Here is a 17,035-nt window from a genome sequence, read left to right as displayed (position 1 = left end):
TGGGTTTGAAGGCCGATTTTTTATGTCCGATACAAATATGAAGCTGGTTTTGTCTCTAACCGGCCGCGATGACGGAGCAGTCAAACTGTTGCGCGAAACCGAGCGGCAATTGCTCAAAAGCAAATTGTCGCGCGAACAGTTGGCCCGCAGCAACCGCCCCTACGAGCTGGCCGGTATCCGTTCTGAACGCGCAATCCAACGCGAAATCCTGCAAACGCAGGCGGCGTTCCGCCGTTTGGCCCGCAGCGGTACCGCATCGCAAAACGATTTGCAGCGTGCAGCCGTTGCCACCAAAAACCGTATCCGTGAATTGACAGCCGAACTCAATCAGGGCATTGGCGCACAAAGCCGCTGGGGGAAAGGCTTACAGACGGCAGGCCGTATCGGTGCGGGAACCGTTGCGGGCAGTATGGCGGCATACAGTGTACTGAAACCCGCAATGGACAACGAAAAGCAACTTGATGCAAATATGGCGCAAGTGGCTTGGCAGGCTTACGGTGAAGACGGCAGTAAAAGTGCAGACTGGATTGCCAAAGAAGGCAAAAGCGAAATCCGCGCTTTAGTTAAAGAATTAGTGGACAGAAACGGCGGCACGGCCGATGCCGCATTAACCCTGATTAACAGCATGATGGCCAACGGTATGGATTTTGGTCAGGTACGCGGCAACGCAAACGCTTCACACCGTGCCATGCTGGCCAGCAGCGAACGGCCGGGCGAATATAACCCCGAAGATACCGCAAAGCTGATGAAGGTTTTGGGCGATTTCGGCTTTAAAGATGAAAATTTGGCGAAAGCCTTCGAATACGCCATGAAATCGGGAATGCAGGGCAATTTTGAAATTGCCGATATGGTACGCGAACTGCCGGCGCTGCTGCCTGCCGCCAAAGCAGCGGGCATGGACGGTTTGGACGGCTTTGCCATGCTGCTCTCTACATTGCAATCAGCTGCCAATAAAGCCGGTTCCAACAGCGAAGCGGCCAATAATGTGCGCAATCTGCTGGAAAAAACCCTGTCTGCCGATACGGTGAAACGGCTGGAAAAAATGGCGAATCCCAATGCTCCGGGAAAAGGCATCGACTGGCAGGCGTCGGTTTTAAAGGGGCGGGAGAACGGCGAAAGTGCGGTACAGGTATTGTCGCGGCTGGCCAATACCATACTGGAAAAAGACAGAAAATATCAGGAATATAAAAAGCGCGCAGATACGGGCGATACAGAAGCACAAAGCCAGATGAACATTATGAAAGGTTTTGTGCTGTCAAAACTGTTGCCGGATTTGCAGGCCAAAGCCGGTTTGTTGGCGGCTTCCGATATCGAACAGGTACAGGGGCTGTATCAGGAGCTGATCGGCATGAAAGACAGCGACAGTCTGGTGGATAAACGGCTGGCGGTGCAACAAAGTACGGCATTGGCCCAACAGGAACGAGCGGAATCACTCGCCATGTTGGAGCGTGATGCCGTTACCGCCCCGCTTGTGGAAGCAGAAACCGCACTGAAAAGCCTGACGGCCGAATATCCCAACGCCACGCTGGCTTTGCAGGCATTGGCCGCTGCGGCTACGGCAGCTGCAGTCGCACAGGGTGCCGTGGCACTACTCGGACGAGGAGGTGGTGCGGCCGGCGGTCTGCGTGCCGGTTTGGGCACAGCTGCAGGCAGTGCGGGGAAATGGCTCGGACGTGCCGCACCGCTGGCCGTTGTCGGTGCGGGGGTATTCGATGCCGTGAATATCGAACGGCGTAATGATTTGAGCCGCCGCGAGAAAAATACAGCACAAGTGAAAAATGCCGGAGAAACCGGCGGCGGTTTGGCGGGTGCGTTGGCTGGCGGAAAATTGGGGGCTGTGATCGGTACAGCTATTGCGCCGGGAATCGGTACGGCTGTCGGTGCGGCTTTGGGCAGTATCGGCGGCGGCTTGGCCGGTGCGTTTGCCGGTGGCCGGTTGGCCGATCTCATCAGCAGCGCGGGAGCGGCAGCACGCGCAAATATCCCCGAGGCGGCCAAGCCGCTCCCCTTACAGCCTGCCGCACCCCCCGCATCGCTCAAAACAGCGGAAACACCGGAAAAACTGACGCCGGTGATTACAGAGCAAACCGCTGCCTATCAAACAGCGATTAGTACACAAACTGCACAATATCAGGCAGCAGTGGCGGACGATACCGCTGCTGTTACGTCATCACTTTCAGCCATTACCGCTTTATTGTCCGGCCTGAATCAAACGATTCAAAACAATATGACGGTTAATTTGGACGGCCGTGTCATCGCCAACGAGGTATCCCGTTATCAAGTGGCTATGTTCGGGCGGGGAGCAGCACAATGAGCGGTTGGCACACTATTTTACAGGATGCCTCTTATAAAGGAGTGGTTTTTGATGTGACTGCACTGGACGAGCGCAACGGCAAAACTCTGGTCGAACATGCCCGTGCATTTACACAGGGAGTGGAGCTGGAGGACATGGGAACCGACGGCCGCCAAGTACAGGTTTCCGCCGTGTTTTACGGCAAGCAGTACAGCAGCAGTCTGCTGCGTCTTTTAAAAGTGCTTGAAGAGCCGGGTGCGGGGGTCTTAGTTCATCCGGTATGGGGTCGGCTGAATAATATGCTGGCTGTCTCGTGGAGCTACCGGCACGATGCCGAAAATGTAGATTACGCTGCCATCGACATGACTTTCCGCGAGGCGGCAGAAGCTCAACGGATTTTTGTTTTTGAAAACCATTTCCTGATGGCACTGGAACGGCTGATTTCACGGATTGATGCCGTCCGTATGGCATCTGTCGGCATGCTTGATGCCTTATTGGCAGCGAAAAACGGGCTATCGGCTTTGTGGGGTAGTGCACAGGGATTATGGGCTGCTTTACGCGGTGTCTATGCAGCTGTACGACAGACGGTTCAGGCCGATATAAGGCTGTATCCCGACCGCGGATCCTATCGGTCGGATCATTTTTCCACAATGGTTTCATCAGCATCTGACGATTTCGTGAAAATGTGCCGGGAAGGGATTTTCACCGCCGCATCGGTTCATCCGGACGGTACGGCACAGGCCGATAACCGCAGTGTGCGCCTGCGTTTTGATGCTGCCGTGGATTTGGCCGGTAATCTGGCGGATCTGCCACACCAAGTATCGGTCGGCAGCCGGGATAACCGGCGGATGCAACGCATTACTGATCCTCAAATGCAGGCCGTAGCACAGATACTGCATTTATGCACTTTATCTGCTCTGCTGTCCTTGGGGCAAATTTTGATTGAGGCCTACGGCGAAAACATGACCGCTCCGGAATTGATGCACATCAACCGGACGCTGCGGCAGAACATACAGTACACCATCACGGCATTGCGCAGTATTTTGATTTCAGCCCGCACAACATCTGTGGGAGAGGCCGACCGGCTGTACCCGTCCGTACATCAGTGTTGTGAAGCGATGCGCGAAAGTGCCGGACGCTTCAATGATATGGTGCTGTCTGCAATCAACCAAAAGCCGCCACTGATTGTGCGGCCGTCCCCGCTGAGCGGCACTGTCCATCAAGTAGCGTTTGCCTTATACGGCGACATCGGCCGTGCGCCGGAATTGATACGGCTCAATCCGCATATCACGCATCCGTCTTTGATCAAACAGGGGGTACCGATTAATGGCTATGCACGATAAACCTTATCCTTACGGCAATACAGTAGTGGTGCGCATCGGTGCACAGGAACACCGCCATTGGCTGTCTTATGATATTGACAGCGATTTTTTGATACCCGCCGACGGTTTTGATTTTGATCTCGGCCTGCCTGACGGCCACGAAGTGCCTGATCTCAGTGGGGAGCCGTGCGAAGTCATCATCAACGGAGAAACGGTTCTGACCGGCATTATCGGCAGCCAGCTTCACGATAAAGGCAAGGGCAGCCGCAGCCTGCGTCTGAGCGGCAGGGATTTGGCAGGGCTGCTGGTGGACTGCTCCGCCCCCCAAATCAATATTAAAGGGATGACGGTTTTAGACGCAGCCGGAAAACTGACTGCGCCCTGGCCGCAAATCAAACAGACGGTATTACGTGCCGAACAAAACCCGGTACTGGACAAAATCGATATAGAGCCGGGCGAGACCGTCTGGCAGACACTCACTAAATTGGCTAATTCGGTCGGGCTGCATCCGTGGATGGAGCCGGGTGGCACACTGGTTATCGGCGGTGCGGACTATACCGGGGAGCCGGTAGCGACATTGTGTTGGAGCCGTAACGACCGGAGGCGCAATATCGAACGCATCCGTACCGAGCGCGACAGTGACAACCGTTTTTCGGAAGTCACTTTTTTGGCGCAGTCGCACGGGCGCAGCGGTAATAGTGCCAGGCACGACCTCAAATGGGTTTATACCGACCCGACCATGACCTTGCACAAACCGAAAACGGTAGTGGTATCCGATGCCGATAATCTGGCCGCACTGCAGAAACAGGCCAAAAAGCAGTTGGCCGACTGGCGGTTGGAGGGGCTGACGCTTACGGTTACCGTAGGCGACCACAAAACCGAATCCGGTACATTGTGGCGGCCCGGTCAGCGTGTACATGTCATTGACGAAGAAGAAGGCATAGATGCCGTTTATTTCCTGATGGGCCGACGTTTCAGTTTGAATCGTGCGGGAGGTACAACTACTGAACTGCGTCTGAAAGAGGACGGTGTCTGGACACCCGATGCTTACCCGAAAAAATCCGAAGCTGCCCGGAAGCGCAGCGGGAAGAAAAAAGGGGTAACCGACAAAAGAAAAAAACGGCCGCAGTCAAAAGCAGCCGGAAACCCCAACCAAGAAACGGCGGTATTTGAATGAGTTTGATGAAGTTGGCGCAAAAAACCAAACAGGCCGCAGCCGGTATGGGCAGTGCGGTACGTTCGGCGTTTCGCGGAAAAATTACCCGAATAGCATCAGAAGAGCCGGTCCAGCGGGCGCAGTTGGGCGGATTGGCCGATGAAGTCCTGCAAGATGTCGAACACTTGCAGCAGTTCGGCTTTACCAGTCATCCGCCGGAAGGAACGGAGGCAGTCGTGATTCCCTTGGGCGGTGCAACATCGCACGGCGTGATTGTCGCCACCGAACACGGCAGCTTCCGCATCAAAGGCCTGGCCGCGGGCGAAGTGGCCGTATACGACCAGTCGGGCGGCAGTATTACACTCAGGCAGGGCCGTCTGATCGAAATCGACTGCGACACGCTGAATATCCGCGCCCCGGGCGGCGTGACGGTTGACGCGCCGAATGTACAGTGTACGGCACAGCTGACCGCGCAGGGGCAGATTAACGGCAACGGCGGCATGGCCGTCCGCGGCGGTGCCGGTGCCAGCTTTACCGGCAGCATCACGCATACGGGCGATTTCGCCAATACGGGCAGCATCAGCAACAACGGTGTGGACATCGGTGCCGGCCACAGGCACAGCGAAACCAATGGTGCCGAAACAGGTAATGTCATTTCGTAATTCAGCACCATTCAGCAGCCTCCGGGCTGCTTTTTTTGACCTATCGGGATTGAAGACCCTCCACTTCGGAAGGCCGTCTGAAAAGCGCAAAATCTCATCATGGATAAAGAGTTAGATCCGCTGACCGGAGATTACACCGGCCGTACAACCGACACGCTGCAAAACGCTGTCTATATCCGCCTGCGTACGCCTTTGGGTACTTGGTGGGCAGACCGCAGCTTAGGGTCGCAACTGCATCTTTTGCAGCGCGAGAAAGATATGGCCAGAGTAGCGCAATTGGCCGAACAATACGCCCAAGAAGCGTTGCAGCCGATTACCGACAGCGGACGTGCCGAACGCATTACTGTATCGGCAGAGCAGCCGCGTAACGGCAGCGTTCTGCTGTACATCAGTGTACAGACGGCTGTCGGCGGATTCGATTACCGGCACAGAGTCCCCGTGATTTAAAGGCTGTTTAACGATGTTTCAGACACCGACTTTTGATGAAATCCGCGATGCCGTTTTGCGCGACACACGCTCTCTGGATCCTACGGCCGACATTTCTGCCGACAGCGACCATTTCGTACATGCCAGCCGCTTGGCCAGCTGCGCCGTCGGCCAGTATGCACATCAGGTGTGGATGGCACAGCAAATTTTTCCGGATACTGCCGACAGTGAGTATTTGGAACGGCACGCGTCTCTGCGAGGCTTGCGCCGCCGCAGTCCGACTACTGCCGCAGGCAGTGCAGTGATCTGCGGCAATGTCGGCGCACACGTACCGGCAGGAACACAAATCAGGGCAGGCAGCCGTTTTTACCGTACTACTGAAGCAGCACAAATCGGCAGCGATGGCCAAACCGAAGTGCCGATTATTGCCGACACTGCCGGCTCAGCCGCCAACGCTACCGACACCGCAGGACAGCTTATGGCACCGTCAGCCGGTGTATCGGCAGATTGCCGTATACAGGCTGCAGGAGGAACAGATACCGAAAATGATGCTTCCCTCTTGTCGAGACTGTTGGAACTGATCCGCCGCCCACCCGCAGGAGGAAACCGGAACGATTATAAAAACTGGGCACTCAATGTAGACGGCGTGACTTCGGCCTATGTTTATCCGCTGCGGCGCGGCCTCGGAACCGTAGATATTGCCGTTACTTCCGCTGGCGGTATGCCAAGCGATGAAGTGATTGGAAGAGTTCAAGCCTATATTGACGAAATGCGGCCGGTAACAGCCAAAAGCAGCTTGGTATTCAAGCCTGATGTAACGACCGTGCCGGTTACCGTACAGGTTAGAACAGACGGCATTGATCTGCCGACGGCAAAAGAACGTATAGAAACGGCTTTGACCGAATACTTTAACACACTGATACCCGGGGACGGCCTGATTGTATCGCAAATTGAGGCCGCTATCAGCAATGCGGACGGTATTGCCGACCGCCGTTTAACCAGCCCTGCCGCTAACCGCAACGCTGAGATGCTGAGGCGTATTGAGTGGTTTAAATTGGGGCAGATTACTGTAACCGCAATGTAATGGACTATACCGATACCTTATTGGGCTTGCTGCCGCCGGTATCCTATGCGCGCAATGCTCTGAAAATACGTAATCAGGCGAGAATCGATGCCCGGGTGCTCAATAACATAGCGGATTCTGCCACACAAGTACTGAATGCCATGGATCCGCGCACGGCAGGCGATGCCTTGCCCGACTGGGAACGCCTGCTCGGTTTAAACGGCAGCGGCCAATCCTATCCGCAGCGGCGCGCGGCCGTTCTCGCCAAAATCAACGCCACGGGCGGATTGAGCATTCCCTACTTTATCCGGCTGGCCGAAGCGGCGGGCTACCGCATCCGCATCGAAGAACCGCAGCCTTTCCGCGCGGGGCAGAACCGCGCAGGCGACAGGATTGCCCCCGAAGACATCATCTGGACATGGCGCGTCCATGTGCAGGGCAGCAGCCAGCGCATCTGGCTGTTCCGTGCCGGAGCCGGTACGGCCGGCGGCCGCCTGTCCGAATATGCCGACGATGTGATTGAAAGCATTTTTGAAGACCTCAAACCCGCCCACACCTGGGTCGGCTTTACCTACGGAGCAGAACATGCGCGAGATTAACACCCAAGACAAACGCTTTGCCGACGGCAACGGCCGCGACGTACTCGGCACCGTCGTGACCGCCGACTGGCTCAACGCCGTACAGGACGAACTGGTCGGCCTGATCCGCGGTTTCGGCAGCGAACCCGTTCCCGGCACACCCAACCAGATTTACCGTCTGATCAGCAGCGCACTCGGACAGGCGGTAAGCAAAACCACCTTCATCACCGCCGGCAACGGCTTAATCGGCGGCGGCAATTTGAGCGGCAGCCGCACCATTTCGCTGGGCAACCCGTCCACCATCACCGCCGCCAGCACCAACGGCACCACCGCCACCGGCCACAGCCACGCCATCGACACCGCCAGCACCACGCGGGCGGGCATCGTGCGCCTGAACGATTCGGTTACCGGCACCAGCCAAACCGAAGCGGCCACGCCCAATGCCGTGCGGCAGGCCTATACCAAAGCCCTTGAAGCCGCCTCGGGACTGGACGGCAAACTCGACAAAACCGGCGGTACTCTGACCGGCCCGCTGACCCTGTCCTACAACGGCAACTGGGCCGGCCTCACCATCAACAACGGGGAAGCCGACAAACACGGCTTTTTCACCGTCTCCGTGCGGGACATCTACAAAGGCGGCATGCAGGTGCGCGCGGCCGGCGGCGGCAGCTACAACTTTGTGATTCAGGCCACGGCGGCCGGCGATGCCGCGCGCGACCGCCGCGTCGATGCCCTGACCGTTTCCGCAGACGGCCTGCACCACCGCAGCTACGGCCACCTGCACGAATACTTCGCCCGCCGCACCGATTTGGACACCAAGCTGGATAAAACGGGCGGCACGGTTGCCGGCCCGCTGCGCGTGTCCTACGGCGGCGACTGGGCGGGCTTTGTCGCCGACAACACCGCCGCCGGTAAAAGCACCTTCTTCGACGGTGCCGTGCAGGGCGTCATTAAAGGCGGTATGCAGATTAAAGCCGGAGCGGATGCGGGCGAATACGCCGTCGCCCTGCACCTGACCCCCGCAGGGCGCGCCGACCAAGACCGGCGTGTGGAAGGCCTGCTGGTAACCGCAGACGGCCTGCGCCACCACACCTACGGCTGGCTGCACGAATACTTCGCCCGCCGTACAGACGGCGTCCCGCCCGGCACCGTTATCTATTTTGCCGCCGACAGCGCACCGGCGGGCTGGCTGCGTGCCGACGGCGCGGCCGTTTCGCGTACCGTCTTTGCCGACCTTTACCGCGCCATCGGCACCCGCTACGGCGCGGGCGACGGCCGCACTACCTTCAACCTGCCCGACCTGCGCGGCGAATTTATCCGCGGCTGGGACGCGGGGCGCGGTGCCGACGGCGGGCGCGGCATCGGCACATGGCAGGATTTCTCAATCGAGAATATTACCGGTGTGATTCCGACCGCTTCTTGGGCGCAACTGCCCTCAGGCGTCTTCGCGCGCCGCCATCAGGGCGAGCAGGACGGTGACGGCGGCGGCCGCGGCGGCTGGGTCATGGACTTTGACGCGTCCCGCGTCGTCAAAGCCACACATGAGACCCGCCCGCGCAACGTGGCCCTCTTGGCCTGCATCAAAATCTAGGCCGTCTGAAACCCCAAAAACCACCCGAAAGGACAAAACATCATGACGCAAATCCAATGGCAAAAACCCGTCTGCCAACTCGACGCAGACGGCCTCTACCTCGGCCGAACCACAGCCGAACTGGACATCTACACCCGCGACGGCAGCTACCTGATGCCCGCAGGCTGCATCGATGCCGAACCGCCCGAAACCCGCGAAGGTTTCGCCGCCCGCTGGAATACCGGAACACAAAGCTGGGACTACATCGAAGATTTACGCGGCCGCACCGCCTACCGCACCGGCGACGGCCAAGCCGTCGTCATCGATACCGTAGGCGCACTTTCAGACGGCCTGACCCTCGAACCGCGCCCGTCCCCCGCCCACGACTGGCAGGACGGCCGCTGGGTGGAGAACAAAAAACGCGCCGCCGAACTGGCCGCCGCCGCACTGGCCGAAGCCAAAAAGCGCAGACTGGCCGAACTCTCCCGCGCCGCCCAAGCCCATATCGACGCGGCTGTCGGCGCCGACAAAGTCCCCGCCTACGAAATCCAGAGCTGGATTATTCAGGGCACCGAAGCCAAAGCCTGGGCGGCCGACAACAGCGCGGCCACCCCCGTATTGGACGGCATCGCCGCCGCACGGGGTATTCCCGCCGGCATCCTCAAAGCCGCCGCCCTGCGCAAAACACTGGCCTACGAGCAACTGGCCGCCCACACCGCAGGCCAGCGGCAGGCCTTGGAAACCCGCATCGAAGCGGCGCAAACGGCCGAAGCCGCCGAAGCCGTGGAAATCGCGTTTACCCTGCCCGAAACGGCCTGAACGGCCGTCTGAAACCCGCGCCGTTGCCGTAGTTGCCGTAGGTCGGATACTCCGTATCCGACAAACACCTGCAGCGAATGGTGCGCCGCCGTACTGGGCCTGCCCGAACCGCACCGCCACAGCCCGCATTCGCTGGCATTGCGGGCGAAACAGCACGCGGTTCCGTCCGGTACCGAGCGGCGGTAAACGCGGCCGTGCCGGATTCTAAGTATCGGTTCAAAAAACGTTCGTATTACCTTGAAAAAAGCTGGCTGAATATCCGCAACAGATATTCAGCCAGTCTTTACCATTGATGCAAAAGCTAGTGGAAAACGGTGCAAAAGCTAAGAGCGCGTTACACAATATTGGGGGGCGGACCGGTATCCGGTTGGCGATGTATCCATTTGATTTAGTAATCGGCTGTTTTCCTTGACGGAGATTATCTGTTGGCTTTCAGACGGCCTTGGCGGTTCCCGCTGTCTGGCTGATTGTGCGGTCGGACAAATCGACGGCCGTCAGGCGGCCGCCCCAGACGGCGCCGGTGTCAAGTGCGATGACGTGTTTGTCATCGAGGTAACCGAGAGCCGACCAGTGGCCGAAAACGACGGTGTGGTCGGTGTGGCGGCGGCCGGGGGCTTCAAACCACGCACGCAGGTGGCCGGGCATATCGGCAAGCGTGCCTTTGAAGCTGTAATCGGGCGTGTTGTCGAAAGTGAGTGCGCGCATACGGGTAAAGACGTTGGTAATCAGGCGCAGACGGTCGAATCCCTGTAAATTGTCGTGCCATTGGTCGGGCAGGTTGCCGTACATTCGGGCGAAAAAGGCATCGGCCCGATCCGACTGTAAAACGGTTTCGACTTCGGCGGCCAGCGCGGCGGCCTGTTGTGCCGTCCATTGCGGCAGCAGACCGGCGTGCACCAGCAGGTAGTTTTGGTGCCGGCGCAGCAGCGGTTGGCGCAGCAGCCAGTTTTTGATGCGTTCCGCTTCGGGGTGGGTCAGCAGGTCGGCGATGGTGTCGCCGCGCTTGATTCTGCCGTGGCCGTGCATCAGGGCGAGCAGGTGCAGGTCGTGGTTGCCGAGTACGGTTTGTACGCTGCCTTCGTGTGCCATGCAGAATTGCAGGCATTCGAGCGATTGGGGGCCGCGGTTGATTAAATCGCCCGTCAGCCAGAGGGTATCGCGGCTGTGGGAGAAGCCGATTTGTGCGAGCAGGCGTTGCAGCGGTTCGAAACAGCCTTGCAGATCGCCGATTGCGTAATGTGCCATGATGTTTTGCGGTGGGTGATAGGCCGTCTGAAAAACGGGTGGATTCGGATTCGGTTGCGGCAGGCTGCTTTCAGCAGTTTTTTATGCACAATGACCGCAGCGTATGTTGCCGCACGGGTAATCCGAATGGGGATTTTCAGACGGCCTGTTAATGGTTTAGGGGCAGGGGTTGCTGATTTCGGTGTGTACCGCATCGATGGCGGCCAAGGTGTCGGCTGACAGTTCGGCTTGTCCGGCGGCGATATTTTCGGCCAGCTGGTTCAGGTTGGTGGCACCGATAATATTGCTGGCGACAAAACGGCGGCTGCTGACAAAGGCCAGTGCCAGCGTGGTCAGGCTGATGCCTGCTTCTTGTGCCACGGCGGCGTAACGCTCGACCGCCGCCAGTCCCTGCGGATTGCTGTAACGCCCAAAGCGGGGATACAGGGCGAGGCGGCTGTTTTCGGGCAGTGCGCCGTGGCGGTATTTGCCGCTCAACACGCCGAAGGCCAGCGGCGAATAGGCCAGCAGCGGAATGTCTTCGCGCAGGGAGACTTCGCTTAAACCGACCTCATAGCTGCGGTTGAGCAGATTATAGGGGTTTTGCACGGAAGCGGGACGCGGGCGGTGTCCGGGTTTGTGTTCGTGGGCGTTCAAGTAGCGCATGGCACCCCATGCGGTTTCGTTGGATAAGCCGTAGGCGCGGATTTTGCCCTGTTTGACCAAGTCGCCCAAGGTGTCGGCGATTTCTTCAAACGGGGTGAACGGCAGGGCGGTATCGATGTCGCTCAGGCCGAGCCTGCCGAAAAAGTTGGTTCCGCGCTCCGGCCAGTGCAGTTGGTAGAGGTCGATATAGTCGGTTTTCAGGCGTTTGAGGCTGGCGTTGCAGGCTTCGATGATTTGCGCACGGGAAAAGTCGTTGCCGCCCCGGATATAGTTTTCCATTTTGTTGGCGGACGTGGGGCCGGCGATTTTGCTGGCGAGCACGAAATCATCACGCCGTCTGCGACGCTGTATCCAGTTGCCGATGTATTGTTCGGTAAAGGTGTAGGTGTGGCGATTTGGCGGAACGGGATACATTTCGGCGGTATCGATAAAGTTGATGCCGTTGGCCAGCGCGAAATCGAGCTGTTCGTGCGCTTCGCTTTCGCTGTTCTGTTCGCCCCAGGTCATGGTGCCGAGGCAGAGTTTGCTGACTTGGATGCCGCTGCGGCCGAGTGGTCGGGTTTCCATATGGTGTTTTCCTTTTTTACGTGGTTCGGCCGGGCAGCAGGGTGGCGCTGAGCGGCAGGTGGTCGGATAAGTGGGTCCACGGTGCATGGTTGTGGATTTGTGCGTCGAGAATCTGCAGGTTGCGGGTGTAGATGCGGTCGAGGCTTAATACGGGCAGGCGGGCGGGAAAGGTTTTCGGGTGTGTGCCGAAGTGCGACAGAAAGACTTCTTCCAAGCCCAACGTGCGGCCGATGTGGCGGTATGACTTGGCACGCCAGTCGTTGAAATCGCCGGCCAGAATCAGCGGGCTTGCGGCATCGATATAGGTGGTAATGTATTCAAACAGTGCGGTGTACTGTTTGGCGCGGTCGGTTTCCAGCAGGTTCAGGTGGGCGCAAAGGCAGACGACTGACCGTGTCCAGCCTTCGGGGCGGATTTCGCAATGCAGTACGCCGCGTTTTTCCAGACGGTTTACCGTAATGTCCAGATTGCGGCGGGTATCGATGGGCAGGCGGCTGAGAATGGCGTTGCCGTGGTGTTTTTCTTTGAATGTGGCATTTTGGCCGTAGCTGCTGTAATAAGCCAGGCGGCGGCCGAGAATGTCGTGGTGGGCGCGGGCAGGGAAGTTGTCCCGCCTGCGGCTGCGTGTCAGGTTCAGCCCCTGAACTTCCTGTAAAAACAGAATGTCCGGCCGGATATGGTTGAAAGCGGCAGCCATGTCGTCCAGTTGCACTTTGCGGTTGAGCGCGGACATGCCTTTGTGCATATTGTAAGTGGAGACGGTAATCGGACGGGGCGTCATGGCGGCAGCGGCTAATGGGCGTGTATGCCGATTATAGGGATGTGGGGGCAGATTGCAAGGAGAGCCTGTAATATATAAGCCTGTGTAATATATAAGGCCGTCTGAAAGCGGGGAAGCGGTTTTCAGACGGCCTTGTTGCGTCCGGCCAGTTTCAAGATGGCTTCGCGGTTGGACGGTGAAAAGACTTTTTCCGCGGCGGCAGCCGTATCCAGCCAGCAGTAGGCCGTATGTTCGCTTAAACGGACAGCGGTGTTGCGGTCGATACGGGCGGAAAATGTGTGTTCGGTATTTTCAGTAACGCCCGGCGGATAGCGGTGCCGCCAGTGCGGGTAAATTTCATAGACTGTGCTGTGCTGCCAGTCGTCCAGTGCGGCGGCGGGCAGAATGATGCCGGTTTCTTCGGCAACTTCGCGCAGGGCGGTTTGCGCAGGGCTTTCGCCGGGTTCGACGCTGCCCGTTACCGACTGCCAGAAACCGGCACGGTCGGCACGTTCCAGCAGCAGGATACTGCCGTTGCCGTCGTGCAGCACCACCAGCACCGAAACCGGCTGTTTGAGCGGGCGGGTCATCGGCTGTCTGCCTGAGCGGGGGCGGCCGGTACGGCCTGACTGGCGGCACGCTGCGCACGGTCGGCTTCGTTGGCATCGCCCAGTCCGGCATTGACGGCGGGGTCGGTGTAGGTGCTTTCGCGCGCTTTGGCGGCGGCTTTTTGAATGGAGGCCGCATCGGGTTTTTCCTCGTTCTGCAAAATACGGATTTCGCGCTGCGGGTAGGGGAAATCGATGCCCTCGGCATTAAAGCCGTGCCAGATGTCGATCAGAATGGCCGAAAAAAGACCGGCAAAACCGTTTTCCGGATCTTTTACCCAAAATCCCACGCGCAGGTCGATGCCGTCGGCTCCGAAGTTGGTCAGTACGGCGCTGGGGGCTTTCTCCTGATCGACCCGTTCCTGTTTTTTGGCCGCCTCCACCATGATTTCCATCGCGCGCACAATGTCGGAATCATAGGAAACCTGAATGTCCAGCCCCTGCCACAGGGCTTTGCTGGTGTAGGATTCGTTGATAACGGTATTGGTGACGAACGTTTCGTTGGGAATCAGTGCCTCGGCGCCGGTGGCGCTGCGCAGTACGACGAAGCGGGCGGAAATTTTGGTTACGTAGCCGGTAAAGCCGTTTACCGTCAGCCGGTCGCCGGGGCGGATGGAACGGTCGCCCAGAATCATAAAGCCGGAAATATAGTTGCTGGCGATTTTCTGCAAACCGAAGCCGATGCCCACGCCCAATGCGCCGCCGAATACGCTTAGCACCGTCAAGTCGATACCCACAATCGGCAGTGCGATTAAAATCGCCAGCGCGCCGAAAACGATGCCGACAATATTGGACAGCATGATTTTCAGGCTGGGGTCAAGATGCGCACTGGCAATCAGGCGGCGTTGAACCAGTTTGGCCAGCCACATGGCCAGTACCATAATAACGCTGACCCATAAAATGCCGGTAAAGACCATCCACAGGCTCAATTGGGCGGAACCCAGCGGAATACTGAGGTTTTTCATCCAATTGACAATCATATCGTCCAAACCCGATACCCAGGCCAGAAATGAAACCCACAACAGGGCGGAAACCGTACGTTCGAGCAGGCCGCTTAAACGGTGCGCGGGCAGGGCGGTGTGCAGGACGGCCATAATCAGGCGGATGAGAATCATCCAGTTGGCCGACAGAATCAGAAAACGCAGCCAGACCGCGCGCAGGCCTAAGGTGTTCCACACAAATACGGCCAGCAGGGCGGCCGCCAGCATCAGAACCGGCCACATCAGGCGGCGTACGATGTGCGGCCAACCCGAAATGTCGTTGCGGACAAAGCGGCTATTGACGATACCGGACAGCCACCATGCCGCCGCCATCAGGCCGAGCATCAAGGCCAGCTCCACCCAGCCCAGCGTTTGGCTGAAACTGCGTTCCAGCAGGCGGGAGGTAAATTCCTGCGGTGTAAACAGGCGGACGAAAAAATCGGCCAGTCCCGACTGAAACAGCAGTTTGTCGGTTTCGCCTGCGGCGTTGGGCAGGCCGGAGAGAGCGGTTTGGGCAGCGGAATCGGTCATAGCGGTTACTCGAGGAGAAGTGGACGGGGCAGAATATTCTTGCATAAAACGGGAACAGCCGTTTTCAGACGGCCATTTATAAGTATCTTCGGTAAGTTAATTAATTTTTTAAGTATAGCCATTATAAAGGCAAAAAAACGCCACAGCCAAACCACCCTCTGTCAGGGCGGTCGGGAAATCGCAGGCTGCTTGCGCAGCCGGGATAAAAAGCATTATAATGCCGCGTTTTGCAACCTTGCTTTCTGCACCGCATGGCAGAAGGCTGTTTTTAAACCGTAAGGAGATAACATGCGTCATTACGAGATCGTGTTTATCGTTCATCCGGATCAAAGCGAGCAGGTGCCCGCGATGGTTGAGCGCTACAAAGCACTGGTAACCGAAAACAACGGCAAAATCCACCGTCTAGAAGACTGGGGCCGCCGCCAATTGGCTTATCCGATCAATAAAATCCACAAAGCGCATTATGTGCTGATGAATGTGGAAGCTGAGCCGGCCGTTATCGAAGAGCTGGAAACCGCATTCCGCTTCAACGATGCCGTTTTGCGCCATCTGACTATCCAAACCAAAGCAGCCGTTACCGAGGCTTCTCCGATGATGAAGGAGGAGAAGTCTAAAAACCTGCTGTCGGGCAGCCAGCAGCAAGAGGCAGCCGCCGAGGCTTAATTGGACAATACGCTGATTCTCACCGCCATGCTGTGCCACAACGGCCAGCTGCGCTATACACCGGCAGGTGTGCCCGTGCTTGATGCGGTGTTGAAGCATGAGTCCTGGCAGCAGGAAAACGGCCAAGCCTGCTTGGTCAAGTTTGAAATAGCCGCCAAATTGCTCGGTGAGGCAGCCTGCCAATGGCAGCATCGGCAGAATATCATGGTTCAGGCCGAAGGTTTTTTGGCCGTGCGCTCCCTGCGCTATCCCAAGCCGATACTGCGTATCCAGAACATTCAAGAATATAAAGGTTAAAACGACATGGCTCGTCAATCATTCAAACGTAGAAAATTCTGCCGTTTCACGGCTGAAAAAATCCAAGAAGTGGATTACAAACAAGTTGATTTGCTGAAAGATTTCATTACCGAAAACGGCAAAATCATTCCCGCCCGCATTACCGGCACCAAGGCGCATTACCAACGCCAGCTGGCTGTTGCCGTAAAACGCGCCCGTTTTCTGGCTCTGCTGCCTTACACCGACCAACATAAATAATTCGGGAGAGAAGACACCATGCAAATTATCCTGTTAGAAAAAATCGGTGGTTTGGGCAATCTGGGCGACATCGTAACCGTTAAGAACGGTTATGCGCGCAATTTCCTGATTCCGTCAGGCAAAGCCAAACGTGCAACCGATGCCAACAAAGCCGAATTTGAAGCACGCCGTGCCGAATTGGAAGCCAGACAGGCTGAAATTTTGGCCGATGCCCAAGCGCGTCAGGCCAAATTGGACGGTCAAACCATTACCGTTGCCCAAAAAGCCGGTGTGGACGGCCGCCTGTTCGGTTCGGTAACCAATGCCGACATCGCCGAAGCCATCCGTGCTGCCGGTATCGAAGCGGCCAAATCGGAAGTCCGCCTGCCGGAAGGTCCGTTCAAAGCCGTAGGCGAGTATGAAGTGGAAGTGGCGCTGCATACCGATGCCGTTGCCAAAATTACCGTTGCCGTGGTTCCGGCTGCTGCCGAGTAATTTCCCGCCGGTTGTCTGATAGTCGGCTTTCTTTTAAGAAAGCCGAAATCAAATCGGAAAAACCGAATTTCGTGTATTGCACGGGATTCGGTTTTTTTGTTGGCGGCTGCACTGCCTGCGCGCGGCTTACCTGCGTTCG

General features: G+C 57.6%; 18 protein-coding genes. 13 read left to right on the top strand and 5 right to left on the bottom strand.

Annotated elements, in window-relative coordinates; genetic code table 11:
• The first annotated feature begins 22 nt into the window (after nucleotides 1–22).
• From ORY85_RS03375 to ORY85_RS03335, 9 genes are all read left to right on the top strand, one after another.
• Nucleotides 23–2,314 carry a phage tail tape measure protein gene (locus ORY85_RS03375; RefSeq protein ID WP_274571552.1) on the top strand — a complete coding sequence of 764 codons (2,292 nt, stop codon included), beginning with the start codon at nucleotides 23–25 and terminating at the stop codon, nucleotides 2,312–2,314.
• Complete coding sequence (locus tag ORY85_RS03370; protein ID WP_274571551.1) at nucleotides 2,311–3,636, top strand: DNA circularization protein; 1,326 nt, start codon at nucleotides 2,311–2,313, stop codon at nucleotides 3,634–3,636. The genes ORY85_RS03375 and ORY85_RS03370 overlap by 4 nt, the downstream gene beginning before the upstream one ends.
• Nucleotides 3,626–4,792, top strand: a complete 1,167-nt coding sequence (locus tag ORY85_RS03365) for a phage baseplate assembly protein (RefSeq protein ID WP_274571632.1) — start codon at nucleotides 3,626–3,628, stop codon at nucleotides 4,790–4,792. Before ORY85_RS03370 ends, ORY85_RS03365 begins: the two co-directional genes overlap by 11 nt.
• Complete coding sequence (locus tag ORY85_RS03360) at nucleotides 4,789–5,433, top strand: phage baseplate assembly protein V (RefSeq protein WP_274571550.1); 645 nt, start codon at nucleotides 4,789–4,791, stop codon at nucleotides 5,431–5,433. The genes ORY85_RS03365 and ORY85_RS03360 overlap by 4 nt, the downstream gene beginning before the upstream one ends.
• 99 nt (nucleotides 5,434–5,532) lie before the next feature.
• Nucleotides 5,533–5,880 carry a phage GP46 family protein gene (locus ORY85_RS03355; protein ID WP_274571549.1) on the top strand — a complete coding sequence of 116 codons (348 nt, stop codon included), beginning with the start codon at nucleotides 5,533–5,535 and terminating at the stop codon, nucleotides 5,878–5,880.
• 13 nt (nucleotides 5,881–5,893) lie between these two features.
• Nucleotides 5,894–6,943, top strand: a complete 1,050-nt coding sequence (locus ORY85_RS03350; protein ID WP_274571548.1) for a baseplate J/gp47 family protein — start codon at nucleotides 5,894–5,896, stop codon at nucleotides 6,941–6,943.
• Nucleotides 6,943–7,521 carry a YmfQ family protein gene (locus ORY85_RS03345; RefSeq protein WP_274571547.1) on the top strand — a complete coding sequence of 193 codons (579 nt, stop codon included), beginning with the start codon at nucleotides 6,943–6,945 and terminating at the stop codon, nucleotides 7,519–7,521. The genes ORY85_RS03350 and ORY85_RS03345 overlap by 1 nt, the downstream gene beginning before the upstream one ends.
• Nucleotides 7,508–9,091, top strand: a complete 1,584-nt coding sequence (locus ORY85_RS03340) for a phage tail protein (RefSeq protein WP_274571545.1) — start codon at nucleotides 7,508–7,510, stop codon at nucleotides 9,089–9,091. The genes ORY85_RS03345 and ORY85_RS03340 overlap by 14 nt, the downstream gene beginning before the upstream one ends.
• A gap of 42 nt (nucleotides 9,092–9,133) precedes the next feature.
• Complete coding sequence (locus ORY85_RS03335) at nucleotides 9,134–9,889, top strand: hypothetical protein (RefSeq protein WP_274571544.1); 756 nt, start codon at nucleotides 9,134–9,136, stop codon at nucleotides 9,887–9,889.
• Between the two features lie 432 nt (nucleotides 9,890–10,321).
• Here ORY85_RS03335 and ORY85_RS03330 read toward each other — a convergent pair whose 3' ends face one another.
• The 5 genes from ORY85_RS03330 to ORY85_RS03310 form a co-directional block, all read right to left on the bottom strand.
• Nucleotides 10,322–11,134, bottom strand: coding sequence for a symmetrical bis(5'-nucleosyl)-tetraphosphatase (locus tag ORY85_RS03330; RefSeq protein ID WP_274571543.1), 813 nt, complete (start codon nucleotides 11,132–11,134; stop codon nucleotides 10,322–10,324).
• Between the two features lie 156 nt (nucleotides 11,135–11,290).
• Nucleotides 11,291–12,346 (bottom strand): aldo/keto reductase, encoded by a 1,056-nt coding sequence (locus ORY85_RS03325; RefSeq protein ID WP_274571542.1) that lies wholly within the window; start codon nucleotides 12,344–12,346, stop codon nucleotides 11,291–11,293.
• A gap of 16 nt (nucleotides 12,347–12,362) precedes the next feature.
• Nucleotides 12,363–13,127 (bottom strand): endonuclease/exonuclease/phosphatase family protein, encoded by a 765-nt coding sequence (locus tag ORY85_RS03320; RefSeq protein WP_274571541.1) that lies wholly within the window; start codon nucleotides 13,125–13,127, stop codon nucleotides 12,363–12,365.
• Nucleotides 13,128–13,249: 122 nt separating this feature from the next.
• A complete protein-coding gene (gene nudB / locus ORY85_RS03315; RefSeq protein ID WP_274571540.1) occupies nucleotides 13,250–13,696 on the bottom strand; it encodes a dihydroneopterin triphosphate diphosphatase in 447 nt (148 codons plus the stop codon).
• Entirely contained in the window at nucleotides 13,693–15,225 is a 1,533-nt protein-coding gene (locus tag ORY85_RS03310) for a mechanosensitive ion channel family protein (RefSeq protein WP_274571539.1), read from the bottom strand. The genes nudB and ORY85_RS03310 overlap by 4 nt, the downstream gene beginning before the upstream one ends.
• A 288-nt stretch (nucleotides 15,226–15,513) precedes the next feature.
• On the opposite strand from ORY85_RS03310, the gene rpsF reads away from it, so the two are divergent.
• From rpsF to rplI, 4 genes are read left to right on the top strand one after another with little or no spacing between them, the layout of a single operon-like run.
• Nucleotides 15,514–15,888, top strand: coding sequence for a 30S ribosomal protein S6 (gene rpsF, locus ORY85_RS03305; protein WP_274571538.1), 375 nt, complete (start codon nucleotides 15,514–15,516; stop codon nucleotides 15,886–15,888).
• Complete coding sequence (gene priB / locus ORY85_RS03300) at nucleotides 15,889–16,185, top strand: primosomal replication protein N (protein WP_274571537.1); 297 nt, start codon at nucleotides 15,889–15,891, stop codon at nucleotides 16,183–16,185.
• A gap of 6 nt (nucleotides 16,186–16,191) precedes the next feature.
• The gene (rpsR, locus tag ORY85_RS03295) at nucleotides 16,192–16,422 is read left to right on the top strand and encodes a 30S ribosomal protein S18 (RefSeq protein WP_274571536.1); all 231 of its coding nucleotides are present in this window, start codon (nucleotides 16,192–16,194) and stop codon (nucleotides 16,420–16,422) included.
• An 18-nt stretch (nucleotides 16,423–16,440) separates the two neighbouring features.
• Nucleotides 16,441–16,896 (top strand): 50S ribosomal protein L9, encoded by a 456-nt coding sequence (rplI, locus tag ORY85_RS03290; protein WP_274571535.1) that lies wholly within the window; start codon nucleotides 16,441–16,443, stop codon nucleotides 16,894–16,896.
• Nucleotides 16,897–17,035: the final 139 nt, after the last annotated feature.

Source organism: Neisseria leonii (assembly GCF_028776105.2).
GTDB classification, from domain to species: Bacteria; Pseudomonadota; Gammaproteobacteria; order Burkholderiales; family Neisseriaceae; genus Neisseria; species Neisseria leonii.
Note: the sequence above shows the minus strand (reverse complement) of the source record. Positions and strands in the feature narration are given on the sequence as shown.

Coding starts and splice junctions, on each gene's coding strand:
- ORY85_RS03320 (WP_274571541.1), bottom strand. CDS start 13,127: ATGACGCCCCGTCCGATTACCGTCTCCACTTACAATATGCACAAAGGC.
- nudB (WP_274571540.1), bottom strand. CDS start 13,696: ATGACCCGCCCGCTCAAACAGCCGGTTTCGGTGCTGGTGGTGCTGCAC.
- ORY85_RS03360 (WP_274571550.1), top strand. CDS start 4,789: ATGAGTTTGATGAAGTTGGCGCAAAAAACCAAACAGGCCGCAGCCGGT.
- rplI (WP_274571535.1), top strand. CDS start 16,441: ATGCAAATTATCCTGTTAGAAAAAATCGGTGGTTTGGGCAATCTGGGC.
- ORY85_RS03330 (WP_274571543.1), bottom strand. CDS start 11,134: ATGGCACATTACGCAATCGGCGATCTGCAAGGCTGTTTCGAACCGCTG.
- ORY85_RS03310 (WP_274571539.1), bottom strand. CDS start 15,225: ATGACCGATTCCGCTGCCCAAACCGCTCTCTCCGGCCTGCCCAACGCC.
- ORY85_RS03340 (WP_274571545.1), top strand. CDS start 7,508: ATGCGCGAGATTAACACCCAAGACAAACGCTTTGCCGACGGCAACGGC.
- ORY85_RS03335 (WP_274571544.1), top strand. CDS start 9,134: ATGACGCAAATCCAATGGCAAAAACCCGTCTGCCAACTCGACGCAGAC.
- ORY85_RS03325 (WP_274571542.1), bottom strand. CDS start 12,346: ATGGAAACCCGACCACTCGGCCGCAGCGGCATCCAAGTCAGCAAACTC.
- ORY85_RS03375 (WP_274571552.1), top strand. CDS start 23: ATGTCCGATACAAATATGAAGCTGGTTTTGTCTCTAACCGGCCGCGAT.
- ORY85_RS03370 (WP_274571551.1), top strand. CDS start 2,311: ATGAGCGGTTGGCACACTATTTTACAGGATGCCTCTTATAAAGGAGTG.
- ORY85_RS03365 (WP_274571632.1), top strand. CDS start 3,626: ATGCACGATAAACCTTATCCTTACGGCAATACAGTAGTGGTGCGCATC.
- ORY85_RS03345 (WP_274571547.1), top strand. CDS start 6,943: ATGGACTATACCGATACCTTATTGGGCTTGCTGCCGCCGGTATCCTAT.
- rpsR (WP_274571536.1), top strand. CDS start 16,192: ATGGCTCGTCAATCATTCAAACGTAGAAAATTCTGCCGTTTCACGGCT.
- ORY85_RS03350 (WP_274571548.1), top strand. CDS start 5,894: ATGTTTCAGACACCGACTTTTGATGAAATCCGCGATGCCGTTTTGCGC.
- rpsF (WP_274571538.1), top strand. CDS start 15,514: ATGCGTCATTACGAGATCGTGTTTATCGTTCATCCGGATCAAAGCGAG.
- ORY85_RS03355 (WP_274571549.1), top strand. CDS start 5,533: ATGGATAAAGAGTTAGATCCGCTGACCGGAGATTACACCGGCCGTACA.